Genomic DNA, 17073 nt, shown 5'->3' on the forward strand with positions numbered 1-17073 from the left:
GGTCCCGGCTCCCCCGCGGTTCACTCCTGCAGCCGCACCGTGAGCGGGTCGCCGCCGCTGCGCGCCGTGTGCACCGGCAGGGCTGAGAGCAGCACGCCGCCGGCGCCGTCGCTCTCGCGCTGCATCCAGGTGGCATGCACGGCACCGGGGACCTCCGGCACCACGGTGAGACCGGCCGCGGACTGCCCGTCGATCTCCAGGTCGGCGGCGACGACCGAGGTCGAGCCGCCCTCGCTGACCTCGGTCCGGACCGGGTCCCCGGCGGACCCGTCCGCGGCAATCGGGATGACGGTGACCGCGGAATCCGCCGTCGCCGCCAGGGTCAGCTCCCCCGCCGCGCCCTCGGCCGGCAGGGCCGTGATGGCGTGGGACGCGATGGCAGGCGCGGAGCCGACGAGGGTGAAATCGACCGGGCTGCCCACCGTGTCCCCCGGCAGGTCCGCGCCCGTGGCGGAGGAGCGCGTGACCGCCAGCACCGGATCCGCGGAGGTGACCGAGACGGAGAAGGTGCCATCACCCAGAGACTCCAGCGGCACGCTGACGACAGCGCCCGCGGGCACCTCGACATCCTCGAGGGCGGCCTCGTCGACCGGGCCGTCGTCACCGGCGACGTCCACGGAGGCGGTGGTGTCCGCACCCTCGGGGTTGGCGAGCACGAGGACCGGCGGGGTCCCGGCGACCTCCACACCCGGCATCACCTGCTCCTCGGCGGCGGGTGCGAGCGGCTGGAGGATCTCGGCGCCCCCGGGGGTCAGCCCGTCGCGCTCGGTCGTCTGCACGTGCATCGCCAGCGGCGCGCCGAGCGATGTGGTGCGCACGCCCACGACGTCGTGGCCACCGGCCACGGATTCCAGCAGCACCCGTTCCTCGGCGCCGGGAGCGACCACGACCTGGCTGCGGCCCTCCATCGCGGCGGGTCCGTCCTCGGTCCACACCTGCACCGAGGCCGTGGCCGGCCGCTGCGTCGGGTTGCGCAGGACCAGCGCCGAGCTGTCGCCGGTGGCGGTCGAGACCCCCAGGAACGACGCGTCCGTGGTCGGCTCGGCGCAGCGGGTCAGCGACAGGGAGCGATAGTCGCCGGCGTCGGTGGCAGTGGATTGCACGGTGTCCGCCACAGGGCGGCCACCCTGCGAGGTCGCCGCACGCACCACCGGGGAATCCTCGATGCCGGTCACGGCCTGCACGCCTGCTCCCAGGTCCTGGGCGGCGGTCCGGTCCTGGAGGGCCGTGCCGTCGCTGCCCTCGGTGACGATGTCGGGAGCTCGCACGGAGCCGTCGTCCTCCTGCAGCGTCTCCGAAGCGCTGACCTCCCCGAACAGCAGGGAGGACTCCGGTTCCAGGGCCACGGAGGAGAGGTCCACCGTCTCGGTGGGCGGGGTGACGGCGAGATCGGCGTCCGGCCCCTCCGCGAGGAGCTCCTCGGGCAGCGTGAGCGGGCCGGGGCACTGCAGCGAGGTCGCCCCCGGCTGCGACTGCGCCTCGGCGCGGGCGAGTGTCGTCGGTTCCGGCCCCGGGGTGGCGGCGATCGCCCCCACCGCGGCGGCCAGGGGAATCAGAGCAGCCAGGGCCAGCAGCGGGCGCCAGGGACCACCGTGGGGGGCGCGGCGCGATGGAGCCAGCTCCCGGTCGGTGTGCAGATCGCTCTCAGCCATACATCTCCTCCGCGGCCCGGGGGCGCACGCGCCAGGGGATCGCGATCAGCGCGGTCAGGGCCAGCACGGCGTACAGGCCGACCTGCCAGAGCAGGCGGAAGGGCTGCTCGCGATGGATGTCGATGTCGCCGCCGGTGCCGGGCGGGACGGTGAAGCCCTGCGCCCAGCCGTCCACGACGACCGGCTCGAGCTCGGTGCCCTCGAGCGTCGCCTCCCACTGGGTGTCGTAGCGCTCGGCGAGCACCACGGTGCGTTCATCCCGGGCGGCGGGAACGGTGCCCTCGGCGCCGATCACGCCGCTGTCCAGCGCGACGGGTTCGTCTCCGCCGGTGACTCGGGCGCGGGGTGCGGAGTCGATGACCCGCCACATGCCGCCACGGGCGCCTTCGGTGACCTTCTCGAACGTCGAGGAGGTGTCCAGGGTCCGCATCAGCTCCGCCTGCTGCTCCGGGTCGCCCTCGACGACGACATAGGCGACGGCGAGAGTGGCGGTGGCCTGCTGGACCTCGTCGCTCGCGGCCGCGTCGGCCCCGGAGGAGAGCATCTCGGCGACGGCACCCCGCAGCGCGGTGGAGCCGGGATCCTCGTCGGGGGCGTTTCCGGAGCGGACGGTCTCGACGTGCCGGGCGTCGTCGATCGCGGCGTGCTGGATGACGGTGTCGCCGCCATGGACGACCACGCTGGCGCCGACGGAGCCGTCGGCCTCCTGCTTGAGGACGAGCACCCGGGCGCGGGCGGAGGTGCGGCCCTGGTCCGCGGCGGCGGCCGGGACCTCGCCGCCCTCGACACGGTCCACGCGCAGCTGGCCGGGCAGCAGCGCGGTCCCGCCGACGACGGTGACCAGACAGACCGCGGCCACAGCCGCCCCCGTGATCGAGGTCAGGAGGCGACGGAGGCGGCCGTCACCCGGTTCCCGCCGGGCGAGGGCGTCGAAGCTCGCCGCGGCCCCGAGGCAGAGCAGCAGCAGGGTCACGCTCAGCAGGCCGTGCAGCGGAGCGGTCACCAGCTGCTCGTCGCCGAGGGCGGTCGGCGTCTCGCGCGCCAGCAGGACGGTCAGCAGACTCACGGCGGCCATCAGCACGCTGAAGCGGCCGACCCGCCCCGCCTGCCCGGCCAGCAGGGGCGAGAAGATCGCGGCGAGGATGACGGGGGCGACCGGCAGCACCGGTGCCAGCAGGGCGATCGTCCCGCCCGGTCCCCCCAGCTGAGGCGCCAGCGCGTCCTGCAGGCCCGGGGCCACGGGCCACAGCGACAGCAGATCCGTCGTGGAGGCGGTGCCTGCGCGGGCCGGCATACCTCCCACGGCCAGCAGCGTGCGCGGGTGGCCCAGGTAGACAGGCAGGTACGGGGCATGCAGAGCGAGGGAGGGCAGGAGGACCCACAGCAGACGGGCCCGGCGGCCGGGCACGCCGAGTGCGATGAGCACCAGCGCCACCGCCCCCAGGAGCACCAGCACCGGCTGGATCGCGCCGGCGACCAGCAGCAGCAGGCCGCCGATCGCGGCGGCCGAGATGCTCGCCTGCGAGACCTTGTGCGGGAGGCCGACGGCCCGGCCGATCGACAGCGCGATCAGAGGCAGCAGCATGTGCACCAGCAGCAGCGGCCACGCCCCGGCCGCCAGAGCGGCCAGCAGCGACGGCGCCACTGCCCACGCCGTGGTCAGCGCGAGCCGCGCCCCGACGGCGCGGGTCACGGCGCCGGCCGCCCACCAGGCGGCCAGCGCGCTCACGGGCACCGCGGCGAACACGACGATCTCGATGAACAGGGAACCGCCGAGCGGGAGATGACCCAGCAGGCGCACCAGCGGGTCGCCCGGCCCGCGCTCCCCCAGCCCGCCGGGGATCCAACTGGACCAGGCGGCCTCCCACAGCGCGCCCCAGCTCTCAGGGATCGCTCGCAGCCCGGGGCCGGTGAGCTCGCCCCTGCCGAACAGGCGGCGCAGGGCGGTCAGCCCCAGCACGGTCGCGGTCAGCGCCACCACCACGGTCCACACCAGGTGGCGACCGTAGTCGGCGTCCTCGATCCCGTGACGGGTCCCGGCGACGCCCCAGGTGGTGCGTCGGATGCGGCGGATCCGGTCGTCGTCGGCGACCAGCCGGGTCCAGGTGTCGTCGAGCAGGCGCCGGGCGCCCTCACCGCGGGGCAGGTAGAGCGGGGCCAGGCGCCCGCTGGGAACACGGGCCCGCCGACGCTCGCGAAGGCCCCGGCCCAGCACCCGAGGAGCGCGGGCGAGTGCCGCGATCCAGGCTCGCAGCTCCATCCCGGCGCGGCGCGGCGCGGAGGCGGCGACCGCCCCGGCCATCCGCAGCATCGTGCTCAGCGGCAGCACGAGCAGCATGGCCAGGGCCATGAGGAGGGAGCGATGCTTGAGGAGCACCAGGATCTGCCCGGTGCGCTGCTCCTGCAGGCGCTCCAGGCCCGGCCGCGTCGGTGCGGGGTAGAGGACCGTCGCAGCGGACTGGACCGCGACACGCTCGCCCGAGCGCCACACGCGCCGGCACAGGTCGATCTCGGCCCACGGAGCGGGCAGGTCGGGGTCCAGACCGCCCACGTCGCGCAGGGTCTGCTCGCGGATCAGCATGCCCGGCAGCGCCACGGCGAGCACGTCCTGGCGCCAGTCGGCCTGTCCCTGGTCGATCTCTCCGGGGTCGACCCCGGTGATGATGCGGCCGCCGTGGGTCAGCGTGATGCCCACGTCCACGAGGGCATCGGCATGCGGGGCGGTTCCCGGCGCACTCTCGTCGTTCCGGTCGTGATCGAGCTGGTCGTGATCGAGGCGTTCCTGGCCGGGACCGTCCTGGCCGAGGCCGTCCCGGTCGGGGCCGTCGCCGTCCGGTGCCGGCCCCATAGGACGCACGCGCTTGGCCCCGACCACGCCGGTGTTCGGGGATTCGGCGGCGAATCGCAGCTGGTGCTCGAGAGCGGTCGGCCCCGGCGTGGAACCGTCGACGACGAACCACAGCCAGGACGACCAGGACTCGGAATCGGCGCCGCCCCCGAGGCCGACGCGTCGGCCAGGGCGGGAGCGGCGCGTGCGCAGCCGCTGCGGGATGCGGGCGAGGTCCTCGGCCTGCTGGGTGCGGCGCTTCTCGATCGCGGTGCGGTCGACCTTTCGGGCGCGTCGCCGGGAGGGCCGGGCGGTGTCCTCGATATCCCCGGCGTCGACGTCGGCGGCGGGGGCGCGGCCCGACTCGCGCGAACCCCGCGAGAGCAGATCGGCGGCCTCACGCACCGCTCCCGCCGGGCCGGCGGAGGCGGATATGGTCACGACGTCGTCGACCACCCCGTCGGCGACCTGCGCGTCGAGGGCATCCTGGACGTCGTCGGAGAGATCGGAGGTGGCAACCACCACGAGGCGGTCGGCGTGCCGGGACTGGCCGGTGACGGCTTCGAGGGCTGTGCTGAGGGAATGCGCGGTCGTCGACCCGCTCAGCAGGACGACAGCAGTGACATGAGGTTCGCTCACCGGGGAAGGATGTCAGACCACCCGGCGCTTGAGCTTGCGGCGCTCACGCTCGGACAGTCCGCCCCAGATACCGAAGCGCTCGTCGTTCTCCAGGGCGTACTCGAGGCACTCGGCGCGCACCTCGCAGGAGACGCACACCTTCTTCGCTTCACGGGTGGAGCCGCCCTTCTCGGGGAAGAACGCCTCCGGGTCGGTCTGCGCGCACAGGGCGCGCTCCTGCCATGACAGCTCGGTATCGTCGGAGTCCTGCCCGGCGAAGTCGAGCAGGGACAGCTCTGCACGCGCGTCGTCCTCGACCTGTTCCTCGTCCATCGCCACCTCTCCTTCCGCTGCTGATTGCCCACCGATGACCACCGACGGCCTGATGCGGCCTAAAATACACCCGTGTAGTTATGGCCCGTCAAGCGGCACCGGCGCGTCCCGCGGCCCGGCGGTCCCGAATCACAGAACCCGGAGGATCCCTCATCGCCACCCCGCACCCTCCGTCGCGAGTGCCGCAGCACCGGCCGTCGGCCCCCGCCGGATCCTCGCCTCGCGCCCCGGGCCCCGTGCAGGTCATCCCGGTCACCGGCCTCGGGGAGATCCGGGCGGGCGAGGATCTCCCCGCCGTCCTGGCCGCCGCCGTCCGGGAGGCCGGCGTCCAGGAGGGCGACGTCCTGTGCGTCTCGACGAAGATCGTCTCGAAGTCGCTCGGCCTGTCCGTCCCCGCCGCCCGGCGTGAGGCCGCGATCGAGGCCGCGGCGGTGCGGACCATCGCCCGCCGGCGCCACACCCGCCTGGTCACCTCCGTCGTCCAGATCGCCTCGGGACCGGTGCTCGCGGCCGCCGGCGTGGACTCCTCCAACGCGCCCGAGGGCCCGCTGCTGCTGCCCGAGGACCCCGATGCGTGCGCCGCCGAGCTGCGCAGCGGACTCATCGCCGCCCTCGGCGTCCGGATCGGGGTGGTGCTGACCGACACCTCCTCGCGGGTCTGGCGGGTGGGCAGCGGCGACATCGCGCTCGGCGCCGCCGGGGTCGCCTCCCTGCAGGATCTGCGCGGCGGGGCGGACGCGGACGGGCGCCCCCTGACCGTGACCGTACGCGCCCTGGCCGACGAGCTGGCCGCCGCCGCGGATCTGGTCAAGGGCAAGGCCTCCGGGGTCCCGGCGGCGATCGTGCGCGGCGTGCCCGGCGCGACCGCTGACGACGTCCCCGCCCGCGACCTCTCGCGCACCGGAGCCGACGACTGGTTCCGCCGCCCCAGCCTCGAGTCGGTGTGGGTGGCGCTGGGGCTCGCCCCGGCCCAGGAGCCGATCGCCCGCATGTCCCCGGAACCTGCCGCGGAGCGGATCGCCCGCGCCCTCGAGGTCGCTGCGCTGCCCCGGGCGGGCCGGAGGCCGCGCACGGCCACTGCCCACCTCGCCGAGGACGCCACCGCCGAGGGCGGCGGCGAGCCGCGGCGCATCCTGGTCACTCCCGGCGGCGCCGATCCCGCAGACTGGGTCGCCGCGGGCGAACTGGCCGAGCGGGTCCGCACCGCCCTCGGGGCCGAGGCCATCGCCGCGCCGCTGCCGCCCCTGACCGTCGTCGTCACCCACCCGCAGGAGGACTCCCGATGACCGTCGACCTCTCCACCCGCCTGCTGGCCGCGCTCGAGCGCGGCGGCCCCCATCCCGTCCTGGCCTGGTACGGCGAGGCGTCCCGCATCGAGCTGTCGGGGCATGTGCTGGCCAACTGGGTGATCAAGGCCGTCGGCCATCTCCACGACGAGATCGCGCTGGAGCTCGGCGACAGCGTCCTGATCGATCTGCCGCCGCACTGGAAGCGACTGGTCCTGGCCCTGGCCTCCTGGTCGCTGGGCGCCGAGGTGACGATCGCCGACGGGCACGGCGCCGGCCCGGAGCGCACCGGGCCGCGGGTGGTGATCACCGACCGTCCCGAGTCCGAGCTCGCCGCGGATGCCGACGAGGTGCTGGCCCTGGAGCCCCTCTCCCTCGCCCCGCGCTTCTCCTCCGAGCTGCCCGCCCTCGCCCACGACTGGGTGGCGGAGGTGCGCGCCAGCTCGGACCGGCTCGGCGTGGCTCTGCCGGCCTGGAGCGGACCGGACCCGGTGGCTGCAGCAGCCGGCGACGGGACTGCGTCGACGTCGGCACCGCCCCGGCTGCTGGTGGCCGGGGACGGGCTGGAATCGGCGCCGGCCGTGCTGGCTGCCCTGCTGGCCGGGGGCGGCATCGTCGGCCCCGCCGCCGCGGTGAGCGAGCGCCAGGCGCAGGAGGAGTCGGTGACCGGCCGAGCCTGAGCCGGGCGACCCGCTCAGCCGTGTCAGCTCGCGCGGAGCGTGCGCACGGCCTCGGTGGGATCGCCGTCGTAGACGATCTCGCCCTTGCGCAGCACCACGATGCGCGAGCACAGCTTCTCGAGCATCTCGAGCTCGTGGGAGACCACGATCATCGTGCGCCCGGCCTGCTGCAGCTCGCGGATGCGCTGGAGGCACTTGCGCTGGAACGGCTCGTCCCCGACGGAGAGGATCTCGTCGACCAGGAAGATGTCCGGCTCGGTGTGCACGGCGACGGCGAACGCCAGCCGCAGGAACATGCCCGAGCTGTAGTACTTCACGTCGGTGTCGATGAACTCCTCGATCTCGCTGAAGGCGACGATGTCGTCGAACTTCGCGTCGATCTGCTCGCGGCTCATCCCGAGGATCGCACCGTTGAGGTAGACGTTCTCGCGTCCCGAGAGGTCGGGGTGGAAGCCGGCGCCGACCTCGATCAGCCCGGCGACGCGCCCGCGCAGCAGCACCCGCCCGCGGTCCGGGAACAGCACCCCGGAGATGGTCTTGAGCAGCGTCGACTTGCCGGAGCCGTTGAACCCGATCAGGCCCACGGTCTCCCCCGCATGGACGGTGAGGTCGACGTCGTCCAGCGCGAGGAAGGTATCGGCCAGCTTCTTGCGCTGCAGCGCGGAGAAGACCAGCTCCTTCAGCGCGCGATCATGACGCAGGGAGAACTGCTTGGTGACGCGCTGAATGCGCACCATCTCGCGGTCGGTGGGGACGGCTGCGGAGTCGGGGATGTCCTGCACGTTCGGGCTCACGGGCCTCCTCCCTTCACAGTTCCTGGGCGAAGCGCCGCTTGGAGCGCTCGAACACGATGGTGCCGAGGACGAAGACGGCCCCTGCGATCAGCAGTCCGGCCCACCACAGCCCGTAGGGCTCCCCGGGCGTGACCAGGGTCGGATCCGTGGGCACCTTGAGCACGACGGGCTCGCTGTAGCGCCAGAACGCGGTGTGGAACAGCTCGACCACGATCGTCAGGGGGTTCAGCTGGTACAGCCACCACCAGATCGTGCCGTCGATCGATTCCTGGACCATGGAGATCCGATACAGCACCGGCGAGAGCCAGGTGGCGACCATGACCACGAGGTCCACGAAGTTCTCGACGTCCCGGAAGGCGGCGTTCAGGGCAGCGGTGATCATGCCCAGTCCCATCGTGAACACCAGCAGGATGATCATGCCGAGTCCGAAGGCGACCGCGGAGGTGAACGAGGGGATCCAGCCCATCAGCAGCGCGCCGACCACCAGCACCAGCAGCTGCGGGACGAAATGCACCAGCGCCACGATCATGCTCGACCAGGGGAACAGCTGGCTGGGCAGGTAGATCTTCGAGACCAGCGCCTGGTTGCCGGTGATCGAGCGCGTGGCGTTGCCGAACACCTCGCCGAAGAGGTTGATGACGACGATGCCGCTGAACAGGTACACGGCGTAGGCCGGGGTCCCCTTGGACAGCTGCAGGAACACCCCGAGCGCGATGTAGAACACGATGAACTGCACGGCGGGCTTCACGTAGCTCCACACCATGCCCAGCACGCTGCCGCGGTAGCGCACCCGAAGCTCCTTGCGCACCAGCAGCCGCAGCAGGAAGCGCTCGGTCAGCGGGTTCAGCCAGCCGGCGTCCTGCCCCGGCGCCCGCCACCCCTCGGCCTGCTCGGCGCGCGAGGGGACCTTCGCAGTGCGCGGTTCGACTGCGTCGTTCACGCCGTCGAGCCTCCGCTCGTCCCGGTTGACTCCCGGCCGTCTGCGCGATCGATCTCGCGCACCGGCGCGGGGTTGTCCGCGAAGGTCTTCTCCCAGGCCTCGAAGCTGGTGATCGCCCCGCTGGCTTCCCGGTAGGCGCGCGCCAGGGCGTTCCAGCGACGGTGGAGCTCGACGTGCGCGCGGATCGCCTCGGCAAGCATCTCGCGCACCTGCTGCGGGCTGCGCTTGTACCAGGCGACCTGCGTGCCCTCGGCGTTCGAGACCAGTGCACTGTCGTAGGCCGACAGCCGCCACCACTTGGCGTCGAGGTGGGCGATCGCGGCCTGCGGGTTCTCATCGGCCCGCGGCTTGGGCGGCTTGATGAGCTGCTTGACCAGGGTCTTGGCCGTCCATGCGGGCAGCAGCACCCGGCGCGGCTCGGTGAAGGGCCGGCCCTTGCGCGGGGGCTTGTCGACGTGGACCGGCGGGTAGAGGTCCTGATCCTTCTTCGCGACCGCGTCGTCGAAGTCGGAGGCCATCGCGCGGATCTCGGGCAGCTTGGTGCCGATCGCCGGGTGCAGGGCACCGGGGCCCTCGAGCACGTCCCGCTGAGCCATGAGGCGGCCGGCCTCGGTGTAGTACTGCATGGAGATCAAGTGCTTGACGTCCATGAACTGCGATTCCTTGATCACCCGGCCGCCACGCTCGTACGGCGAGTGCAGCAGGGCCGTGATCAGGCGGTTGCGCTCGTGGAAGTAGGCCTGCCAGCCGACGAGGTCGTCCTTGTCGACCCAGCTCATGTGCCACACGCCGGCGCCGGGCAGCGAGACCGTGGGGTATCCGGCCTTCTTGGCCCGCAGTCCGTACTCCGCGTCATCCCACTTGATGAACACCGGCAGGCTGAGCCCGATCGCGCGCACCGTCTCGGTGGGGATCAGGCAGCTCCACCAGCCGTTGTAGTCCACGTCGGCGCGGCGGTGCAGCCACGGGGTCGAGCGCAGCGGGGCGAGGGTGAAGTCGTGCCCCATCTCGCTGGAGGGGTTGGCCAGTGCGGGCTGGATGCGCCACGGATCGACGACCTCGCCGAAGGTGTGCAGCACCGAACGGTTGTTGAGGTCGAACATGTGCGCGCCGACGATCGTCGGCTTCGTCGCGAAGTCGGCGAACGTGGTCATCCGGATCAGGGACTCCGGTTCGATGACGATGTCGTCGTCGCAGTTGATGACGTAGGTCGAGGTGCCCGCGGTCGCGGCCTCGTACATCCCGCGGGAGAAGCCGCCGGAGCCGCCGATGTTGCCCTGCTCGATGATCTGCAACTGCCCACCGAGGGATTCCTGGAGCGGGCCGAGCTCGTCGGGGTGGTCGGTGAGCCGGTCGGAGCCCTGGTCGACGACGTACATCACGTCCAGCAGGGCGCGCAGGTCCGGGTCCTCCGCGATCGTGCGGATGTTGTCCAGGCAGTACTCGACCTTATTCATGGTGGTCATGGAGATCGAGAAGCTGCCCTCGGTGCGGGCGAGGTCGGCGTCGGCCGTCCACTGCGCGCCCATCACCGTGAGGTCCTCGCTGCCCGCGTAGGCGTCGAACCAGTACCAGCCGCCGTCGCCGAAGGCGGTCAGCGGCAGGTCGAAGACCTGGTCGCCAGCGCCGCTGACGGTGCGGGACTCATGGCGCTGGAGGGTGCCGCGCGCGGTCGAGCGCATCACCACCAGGTGGCCGGATCCGGCGGTGCGCACGGTCAGGCGGATCCTGCGCACCGGGGTCCAGCGACGCCAGTAGGCCGCGGGGAAGGCGTTGAAATAGGTGCCGAACGAGCGCATGGCATGGGCGGGGATCCGCACGGAGTGGCGGTCGTCCAGCTCGCTGATCTCGACCTGTGCGTGCGAGCCGAACCGCGAGCCGGAGGCCTCCTCCTGCCCGCCGGCGGTCCCGGCGTTGCCGCCGAGGCCGAACGAGCCGCCGGTGACGCCCGAGCGGGCGTCCTCCGCCTCGATGTACAGCGGGACGACGTCCGGGGACGCCTCGGCGGGCAGGATCACCCGTTGCAGCAGCCGCTGCGGGGCGACGCCGTCGCTGCTGGCTGCGGAGGCAGCGGCCTCCTGGTGCGGTGCAGCAGGGGCAGGGGTCGAATTCATGGTGCTCCTCGTCGGCGCTGGTGGGGTGCCCCGGCTCGGCGGGGCGGGCGGGTCACGCCCGCAGCAGGTCGGCCAGCTTGTTGTCGGCCATGGACAGGGCCGAGCCGATGGCCATGTGCATGTCCAGGTACTGATAGGTGCCCAGGCGGCCGCCGAACAGCGTGCGCGGCTCGGCGTCGGCCAGTTCCCGGTAGGCCAGCAGGGTCTCGCGGTCACCGCCGGAGTTGATCGGGTAGTACGGCTCGTCCCCGGACTCGGCGAAGCGGGAGTACTCGCGCTGGATCACGGTGCGATCGTCCGGGTAGTAGTCGCGCTCGGGGTGGAAGTGGCGCGGCTCGATGATCCGGGTGTAGGGCACCTCCGCGTCGGCGTAGTTCATGACCGAGGTGCCCTGGAAGTCGCCCACCTCGGGGTGCTCCGTCTCGAGGTCGATGGTGCGCCAGCCCAGTCGGCCCTGCTCGTAGTCGAAGTACCGGTCGATGGGGCCGGTGTAGACGACGGGGAGGTTCCCGCGGGTGGCGTCCTTGTTCAGCGGCTGCGAGGTGTCGAAGTAGTCGGTCTCCAGCTGCACCTCGATGTCGGGATGATCGGCCATCCGCTCCAGCCACGCCGTGTATCCCTGCGCGGGCAGGCCCTCGTACTTGTCGTTGAAGTACCGGTTGTCGTATGTGTAGCGCACGGGCAGGCGGGAGATGATGGAGGCGGGCAGGTCCTTGGGATCCGTCTGCCACTGCTTGCCGGTGTAGTTCTTGATGAACGCCTCGTACAGCGGGCGACCGATGAGGGAGATCCCCTTCTCGTCGAGGTTCTCGGGATCGGTGCCGGCGAGCTCACCGGCCTGCTCGGCGATCAGCGCCCGCGCCTCGCCGGGCGAGTAGGCGGCCTGGAAGAACTGGTTGATGGTGCCCAGGTTGATCGGCATCGGGTACACCACGCCGCGGTGGTTCGTGTACACCTTGTGCTGGTAGCCGGTGAACTCGGTGAACCGGTTCACGTAGTCCCACACGCGCGGGTTCGAGGTGTGGAACAGGTGGGCCCCGTACTTGTGCACCTCGATGCCCGTCTGCTCATCGGCCTCGGAGTAGGCGTTGCCACCGAGATGGGGACGGCGGTCGATGATGGTCACCTTCGCGCCGTGCTCGGCCACCGCGCGCTCGGCGATGGTCAGGCCGAACAGGCCCGAGCCGACGATGAGGAGATCAGGAGTCGACACAGAGGATCCTTTCGAAGCAGGCGGGAGGTCCGCCGGAGACCCGATCACAGTAGCGGAGCGGGCGGGGCGCCCGAGCACGTCGGCACGGCGCGTCGGACAGTGTGGGCACGCTCATCGTGGGTTCGTGCCGCGAGGTCATTCCTGGACCGCCTTCTCCACGAACTGGCGGTATCCCAGTCGCCGGGCCCATCCGGGCGCGAAACGGTAGGCGCCGCGCAGGGTGAGGTTGCGCAGGCACAGCGCGGGCGAGGTGACCTTGTCGGCGAGCAGCCGACGCTGCAGACGCACATCGCTCGAGAACAGCCGCCAGCCTCCACGGCGCGCGAACAGCTCGTCCTCGACCCGGTAGTCGACGACCACCTCGGAGAGGTTCGCCATCCTTGCCCCGCCCAGCATCATGCGCTCCCAGAGCCAGTAGTCCTCCAGCAGCGGCAGGTCGCGGTAGCCGCCGACGGCGAGCGCGACCGAGCGCCGCATCACCACGGTGGGGTGGTGGAAGGGACTGTGGTGGGGCATGTAGGCGACGATGTCGCGGTGCGTCAGCGGACGGGTGCGCAGCGGCCCCCGGCCGGGTGCGACCCGGTCGCTGAACTCCCGCATCGCGCCGCCGAGGAGGTCGAGCGGCTCGCACTCTCCCTCGTGGCCGTGAGGCGCGGAGCCCTCCATGCGCGGGATCTGCAGGGCGAACCGCTGGGGCTGGCAGAGATCGTCGGCGTCGGCCCGGGCGACGATCTCATGGGGCGAGGCCTCCAGCCCGTCCTGCAGCGCGGCCGCGACTCCGCGATGGGTCTCGTGGCGCAGCACCCGGGCGGGGCCGAACTCGCCGGATCCGACACGCTCGACGAGCCGCTCCAGCGCCGGAGGCAGCGGGCCGTCGACGCTGAGGATCAGCAGCTCCGGCCGGAGCTCCTGCTCGAGCGTCGCGGAGGCCAGGGCCAGCTCGACGCGCGCGGGCACATCGCGCCCCCACAGGGGCATCAGGACGGCGAAGGGCGGTGTCGCGAACGGGGATGAGCTCACCGGCCGGCCGCCCGTTCGATGGCGCGGACGTCGGCCGCGATCTCCCCGTCGGCCTGCAGCACCACGGCGGTCGGGCGCGGCCCTCGGCGCAGCGCGGCCAGCAGTCCGCGGGTGCCGACTCCCAGCAGGTCGCCGCGGTGGCGCACGAGCTGTCCCGCCCATCCCAGCGCGGTGCGCCCGCCGTACAGGACCCGCTCCACGGGGGTGAAGGACCTGGTGCGCAGCAGCGCCCACAGCCGGTTGCGCACGTCGTAGTAGAAGCGGGAGCCCGGGTTGGCCTGGGCGTCCCCGAAGCGCACGGTGCGGTGCTCGACCACCGAGTCGCGCACGTGGAGGCCGCGGCCGTGGCGCAGCAGGCGGCCGGTGTGCTCGAAATCGTCGGACCAGATGAAGTAGTCCGCGCACGGGAGCCCGAGGCGGCGCACGTCCTCACCGTTGAGCAGGGCCGAGACATAGCTCGCGGTGCGGATGGGATGACCGCCCGCACGAGCCGCGTCGCGGCGCTCCTGCGCGCTCGCCCCCAGGCGCACGCGCTGACTGTTCATCGGGTGATCGCGCCCGTCGGTCCAGACCGCGCGCGAGCTCAGCACGCTCAGCCGTACCGGGGAGGCCTCCAGCGCACTCAGCAGCGCGGAGAGAGCGCCGGGCCGCGGGATGGTGTCGTCATCCATCAGCCAGATCCACTGGGCTCCGTGGCGCGCCAGGGCGCGGGCGATCCCGGCCGCGAAGCCGCCCGCCCCACCGACGTTGCGCCGCAGGTGGACGACGTCGGCCCCGATCGGGTGCTCGTCGGCCACCGTGCCACTGAGATCGCTCGAGGCGTTGTCGATGACCACCACGGCATCCGGCCGGCGCTCCTGGGCCTCCAGGGCGTCCAGGCACGCGCGCAGCAGCTGCTCGCGGTTGTAGGTGACGACCACGGCGACGACCCGTGCTGTCGCGGCGTCGGGGTGAGCGGTCCCTGCTGACGGCATCTGGCCGCCTGCGGGTGCGGATGGGGTCACGTCGCCTCCTGCTGGTGAGCGTGGCCGCCTCGGCGGCGCGGGTCCCAGTGTACGGAGACCACGACTGGCCAGGACACCGGCCGGATGCCGGACGTGTGAAGGTTCGCGGAATGTTCTCGGGACATCGCGGGCATCGGTCCGACGGCACGGACGGTCGGGCCGCACGGCCCGCTACTCTGGCGGGCGCTATACGAGACACCAGCCGGGCCCCGGCCGGAGAGGAGACCGCTGTGAGCGATCAGGAGCCGCCCCGCTCCCCGCGACGCGGAGGACCCCGCAGACCTGCGGGCAGCCGCGCCCGCGCCGGAGGCAGCGCCCGCCCCGTGCCGCGACCCGGGAACGCGGAGCCGCGGAACGGAGGACCCGCTCCCACCCGGCCGCTGCCTCGCGCCGAGGAGCCTCGGCCCGGGCCGGGCCGGCCTGCAGGGTCGGCTGGCGCTCCCGTCCATCACCACGGACAGGGATACCGCACTGCGGGGCAGGCCGGCGGCCTCGCCGATCCGGGCGGACCCGACAGCCCCGGCGGCCCTCCCCCGCCACCGCCTCCCGGGGCGGGCCGCAACCCCCGGCGCCGGTCGCGCGTGCCGCGGCCGATGCGGCTGGGTGCCACGCTGCTCGTGCTCCTGCTGGTCATCGTGCTGGGCTGGGGAGCCGGCCTGGGATTGTGGGCCAACAGCCGCATCGAGCACATCGACGCCCTCTCGGAGGCCGAGAACACGCCCGGCACGACCTACCTGATCGCCGGCTCGGACCGGCGCGGCGGTGACGCGGTCGGCGACGACGGCACCGAGGGCGCCCGCACCGACACGATCATGCTGCTGCACAAGGCCCCGGGCGGGAACAGCTATCTCGTCTCCCTGCCCCGCGACACCCTGGTGGACATCCCCGGGCACGGGGGCTACAAGCTCAACGCCGCCTTCGCCTTCGGCGGGGCGTCGTTGCTGGTCGAGACCGTGGAGGAGTTCACGGGCCTGACCATCGACCATTACGTGGAGATCGGCTTCGACGGCGTCTCGGGGATGGTCGACGCCGTGGGACACGTGAACCTGTGCATCGATCAGGACGTCGAGGACGAGAAGTCCGGTCTGTCCATGACCGAGGGCTGCCACGACGTGGGCGGTGAGCAGGCGCTCGCCTTCGTGCGGGCCCGCTACTTCGACCCCACGGCAGACATCGGTCGCCAGCAGCGTCAGCAGCAGTTCGTCGGCGCGCTGATGGACCGCGCCACCTCGCCCTCGGTGCTGCTGAACCCGATCGCGCAGGTGCGCCTGGCCGGGGCGGGCTCGGACGCCCTGATCACCAGCGAGGGCACCGGCATCTTCGCCGCCGGCCGCATGGCGCTGACGGCACGGAAGGCGATGAACGAGGGCACCACGCTGGCGATGCCGATCGAGGATCCGGAGTACCGGACGAACAACTCCGGGATCGCGATCCTCACGGACGACGACGACATCGCCGCGTTCTTCGACTCCATCGAGGACGGCTCGGCCGAGGCCCCCGCGGAGGGATAGGACGGGCTCGCGCGGAGACGTTCCCGCGGGGTCGCCGAGGCGTTCCCGCGGGAACGTCCCTGCGGCCCGCGCCGCGCTTCCCGCAGGTCAGCGGAAGAGCATGTCGATGACGATGTTCACGGAGTTCAGCATCGACTGGCCCTTGGACCGGGAGTAGTCGGTGTAGAGGATGTGCACCGGGTGCTCGCGCACCGTGAAGCCGTGGCGGCCGATCTCCTCGACGATCTCGGAGGCGTGGGCCATCCGGTTCTGCTCGATGGTGAGCTTCTCGCACGCCTCCCGGCCGATCACGCGCAGCCCGTTGTGCGCGTCGGTCAGGCGCACGCCGCTGGTGAGGTTCGAGTACCAGACCGCTCCCCGCAGCACCATCCGCTTCAGCAGTCCCGGCTGGGTGCGCGCGTCGAGGAAGCGGGAACCGAGCACGATGTCGACGCCCTCGGCCTCGCGCATGGCGATCATCGAGGCGGCGTCATCGACCTGGTGCTGGCCGTCGGAGTCGAAGGTCACGACCTGCCGCATGCCCGGGTCCCTGAGCGCATAGTCGATGCCCGTCTTCAGCGCTGCTCCCTGACCCATGTTGTAGGGGTGGCGCACCACGGCGGCACCGGCCTCGGCCGCGATGGCGGCGGAGTCGTCCTGGCTGCCGTCGTCCACACAGACCACCAGCGGGTAGCGCATGCGCAGGTCACGGATCACGTCGCCGACGACCGCGCCCTCGTTGAACAGCGGGACGACGAACCAGGTGCTCTCGGCTCCCGGATCGGGCCCTTCGCGCTCGGGCTCGGACGTGCTCAAGGGCTCTCCTTCTGGGCTCCGCGCGGCCCGGATCTCGGGGCCGCGCGGACACTGCGGCTTCGACGACGTGACGGTGCGGGACTGACCTTCCCGGACGCCCGAGGAGGATACCCTGTCCCGGTGGGCCGCCGCCGGTGGCCGTCATCGCGTACACGGCGCCCCGTCGGCGCCGCAGGAGGAGGAATCGCCGTGAAGACAGCTGTCGTGGCACTGGGGAAGATCGGGCTGCCGCTGGCGGTGCAGTTCGCCGATGCAGGGCACGAGGTCATCGGCGTGGACACCAATC

13 protein-coding genes are annotated in these 17073 nt (G+C 72.4%); 3 read left to right on the plus strand and 10 right to left on the minus strand.

What is annotated here, in order from left to right; genetic code table 11:
• Positions 1-20: 20 nt before the first annotated feature.
• The 3 genes from ACFQRD_RS13705 to ACFQRD_RS13715 are packed head-to-tail and all read right to left on the minus strand — an operon-like array spanning position 21 to position 5430.
• A complete protein-coding gene (locus ACFQRD_RS13705; protein ID WP_377017320.1) occupies positions 21-1652 on the minus strand; it encodes a DUF5719 family protein in 1632 nt (543 codons plus the stop codon).
• Positions 1645-5118, minus strand: coding sequence for a hypothetical protein (locus ACFQRD_RS13710; RefSeq protein ID WP_377804534.1), 3474 nt, complete (start codon positions 5116-5118; stop codon positions 1645-1647). Before ACFQRD_RS13710 ends, ACFQRD_RS13705 begins: the two co-directional genes overlap by 8 nt.
• 12 nt (positions 5119-5130) lie before the next feature.
• On the minus strand, positions 5131-5430 hold the full coding sequence (locus ACFQRD_RS13715) for a WhiB family transcriptional regulator (protein ID WP_377017316.1): 300 nt from the start codon (positions 5428-5430) through the stop codon (positions 5131-5133).
• 179 nt (positions 5431-5609) lie between these two features.
• On the opposite strand from ACFQRD_RS13715, the gene cofE reads away from it, so the two are divergent.
• Both cofE and ACFQRD_RS13725 read left to right on the plus strand, forming a co-directional pair.
• Positions 5610-6716, plus strand: a complete 1107-nt coding sequence (cofE, locus tag ACFQRD_RS13720; protein WP_377017314.1) for a coenzyme F420-0:L-glutamate ligase — start codon at positions 5610-5612, stop codon at positions 6714-6716.
• On the plus strand, positions 6713-7396 hold the full coding sequence (locus tag ACFQRD_RS13725) for a TIGR03089 family protein (protein WP_377017312.1): 684 nt from the start codon (positions 6713-6715) through the stop codon (positions 7394-7396). The genes cofE and ACFQRD_RS13725 overlap by 4 nt, the downstream gene beginning before the upstream one ends.
• A gap of 23 nt (positions 7397-7419) precedes the next feature.
• Here the strand turns inward: ACFQRD_RS13725 and ACFQRD_RS13730 are convergent, their stop codons facing one another.
• The 6 genes from ACFQRD_RS13730 to ACFQRD_RS13755 form a co-directional block, all read right to left on the minus strand.
• The gene (locus tag ACFQRD_RS13730) at positions 7420-8133 is read right to left on the minus strand and encodes an ABC transporter ATP-binding protein (protein WP_377017610.1); all 714 of its coding nucleotides are present in this window, start codon (positions 8131-8133) and stop codon (positions 7420-7422) included.
• 70 nt (positions 8134-8203) lie between these two features.
• Positions 8204-9130, minus strand: a complete 927-nt coding sequence (locus ACFQRD_RS13735) for an ABC transporter permease (protein ID WP_377017310.1) — start codon at positions 9128-9130, stop codon at positions 8204-8206.
• On the minus strand, positions 9127-11244 hold the full coding sequence (locus ACFQRD_RS13740) for a glycosyltransferase (RefSeq protein WP_377017308.1): 2118 nt from the start codon (positions 11242-11244) through the stop codon (positions 9127-9129). Before ACFQRD_RS13740 ends, ACFQRD_RS13735 begins: the two co-directional genes overlap by 4 nt.
• Positions 11245-11296: 52 nt before the next feature.
• The gene (gene glf, locus ACFQRD_RS13745) at positions 11297-12457 is read right to left on the minus strand and encodes a UDP-galactopyranose mutase (protein WP_377017306.1); all 1161 of its coding nucleotides are present in this window, start codon (positions 12455-12457) and stop codon (positions 11297-11299) included.
• Positions 12458-12592: 135 nt separating this feature from the next.
• Positions 12593-13477 carry a glycosyltransferase gene (locus tag ACFQRD_RS13750; RefSeq protein WP_377017304.1) on the minus strand — a complete coding sequence of 295 codons (885 nt, stop codon included), beginning with the start codon at positions 13475-13477 and terminating at the stop codon, positions 12593-12595.
• A complete protein-coding gene (locus ACFQRD_RS13755) occupies positions 13474-14481 on the minus strand; it encodes a glycosyltransferase (protein ID WP_377017302.1) in 1008 nt (335 codons plus the stop codon). The genes ACFQRD_RS13750 and ACFQRD_RS13755 overlap by 4 nt, the downstream gene beginning before the upstream one ends.
• A gap of 593 nt (positions 14482-15074) precedes the next feature.
• Between ACFQRD_RS13755 and ACFQRD_RS13760 the strand changes: the two genes are divergently transcribed.
• Positions 15075-15992 carry an LCP family protein gene (locus ACFQRD_RS13760; RefSeq protein WP_377017300.1) on the plus strand — a complete coding sequence of 306 codons (918 nt, stop codon included), beginning with the start codon at positions 15075-15077 and terminating at the stop codon, positions 15990-15992.
• An 87-nt stretch (positions 15993-16079) separates the two neighbouring features.
• Here ACFQRD_RS13760 and ACFQRD_RS13765 read toward each other — a convergent pair whose 3' ends face one another.
• Complete coding sequence (locus ACFQRD_RS13765) at positions 16080-16787, minus strand: glycosyltransferase family 2 protein (RefSeq protein ID WP_377792825.1); 708 nt, start codon at positions 16785-16787, stop codon at positions 16080-16082.
• Positions 16788-17073: the final 286 nt, after the last annotated feature.

The sequence above is a fragment of the Brachybacterium sp. GCM10030268 genome, from assembly GCF_042666305.1.
Classification (GTDB): domain Bacteria; phylum Actinomycetota; class Actinomycetes; order Actinomycetales; family Dermabacteraceae; genus Brachybacterium.

What these genes read in the sequence shown, in the direction of transcription:
- ACFQRD_RS13705 (WP_377017320.1), bottom strand. Translation starts at nt 1,652, where the DNA reads ATGGCTGAGAGCGATCTGCACACCGACCGGGAGCTGGCTCCATCGCGC.
- ACFQRD_RS13715 (WP_377017316.1), bottom strand. Translation starts at nt 5,430, where the DNA reads ATGGACGAGGAACAGGTCGAGGACGACGCGCGTGCAGAGCTGTCCCTG.
- ACFQRD_RS13725 (WP_377017312.1), top strand. Translation starts at nt 6,713, where the DNA reads ATGACCGTCGACCTCTCCACCCGCCTGCTGGCCGCGCTCGAGCGCGGC.
- ACFQRD_RS13730 (WP_377017610.1), bottom strand. Translation starts at nt 8,133, where the DNA reads ATGGTGCGCATTCAGCGCGTCACCAAGCAGTTCTCCCTGCGTCATGAT.
- ACFQRD_RS13740 (WP_377017308.1), bottom strand. Translation starts at nt 11,244, where the DNA reads ATGAATTCGACCCCTGCCCCTGCTGCACCGCACCAGGAGGCCGCTGCC.
- ACFQRD_RS13760 (WP_377017300.1), top strand. Translation starts at nt 15,075, where the DNA reads ATGCGGCTGGGTGCCACGCTGCTCGTGCTCCTGCTGGTCATCGTGCTG.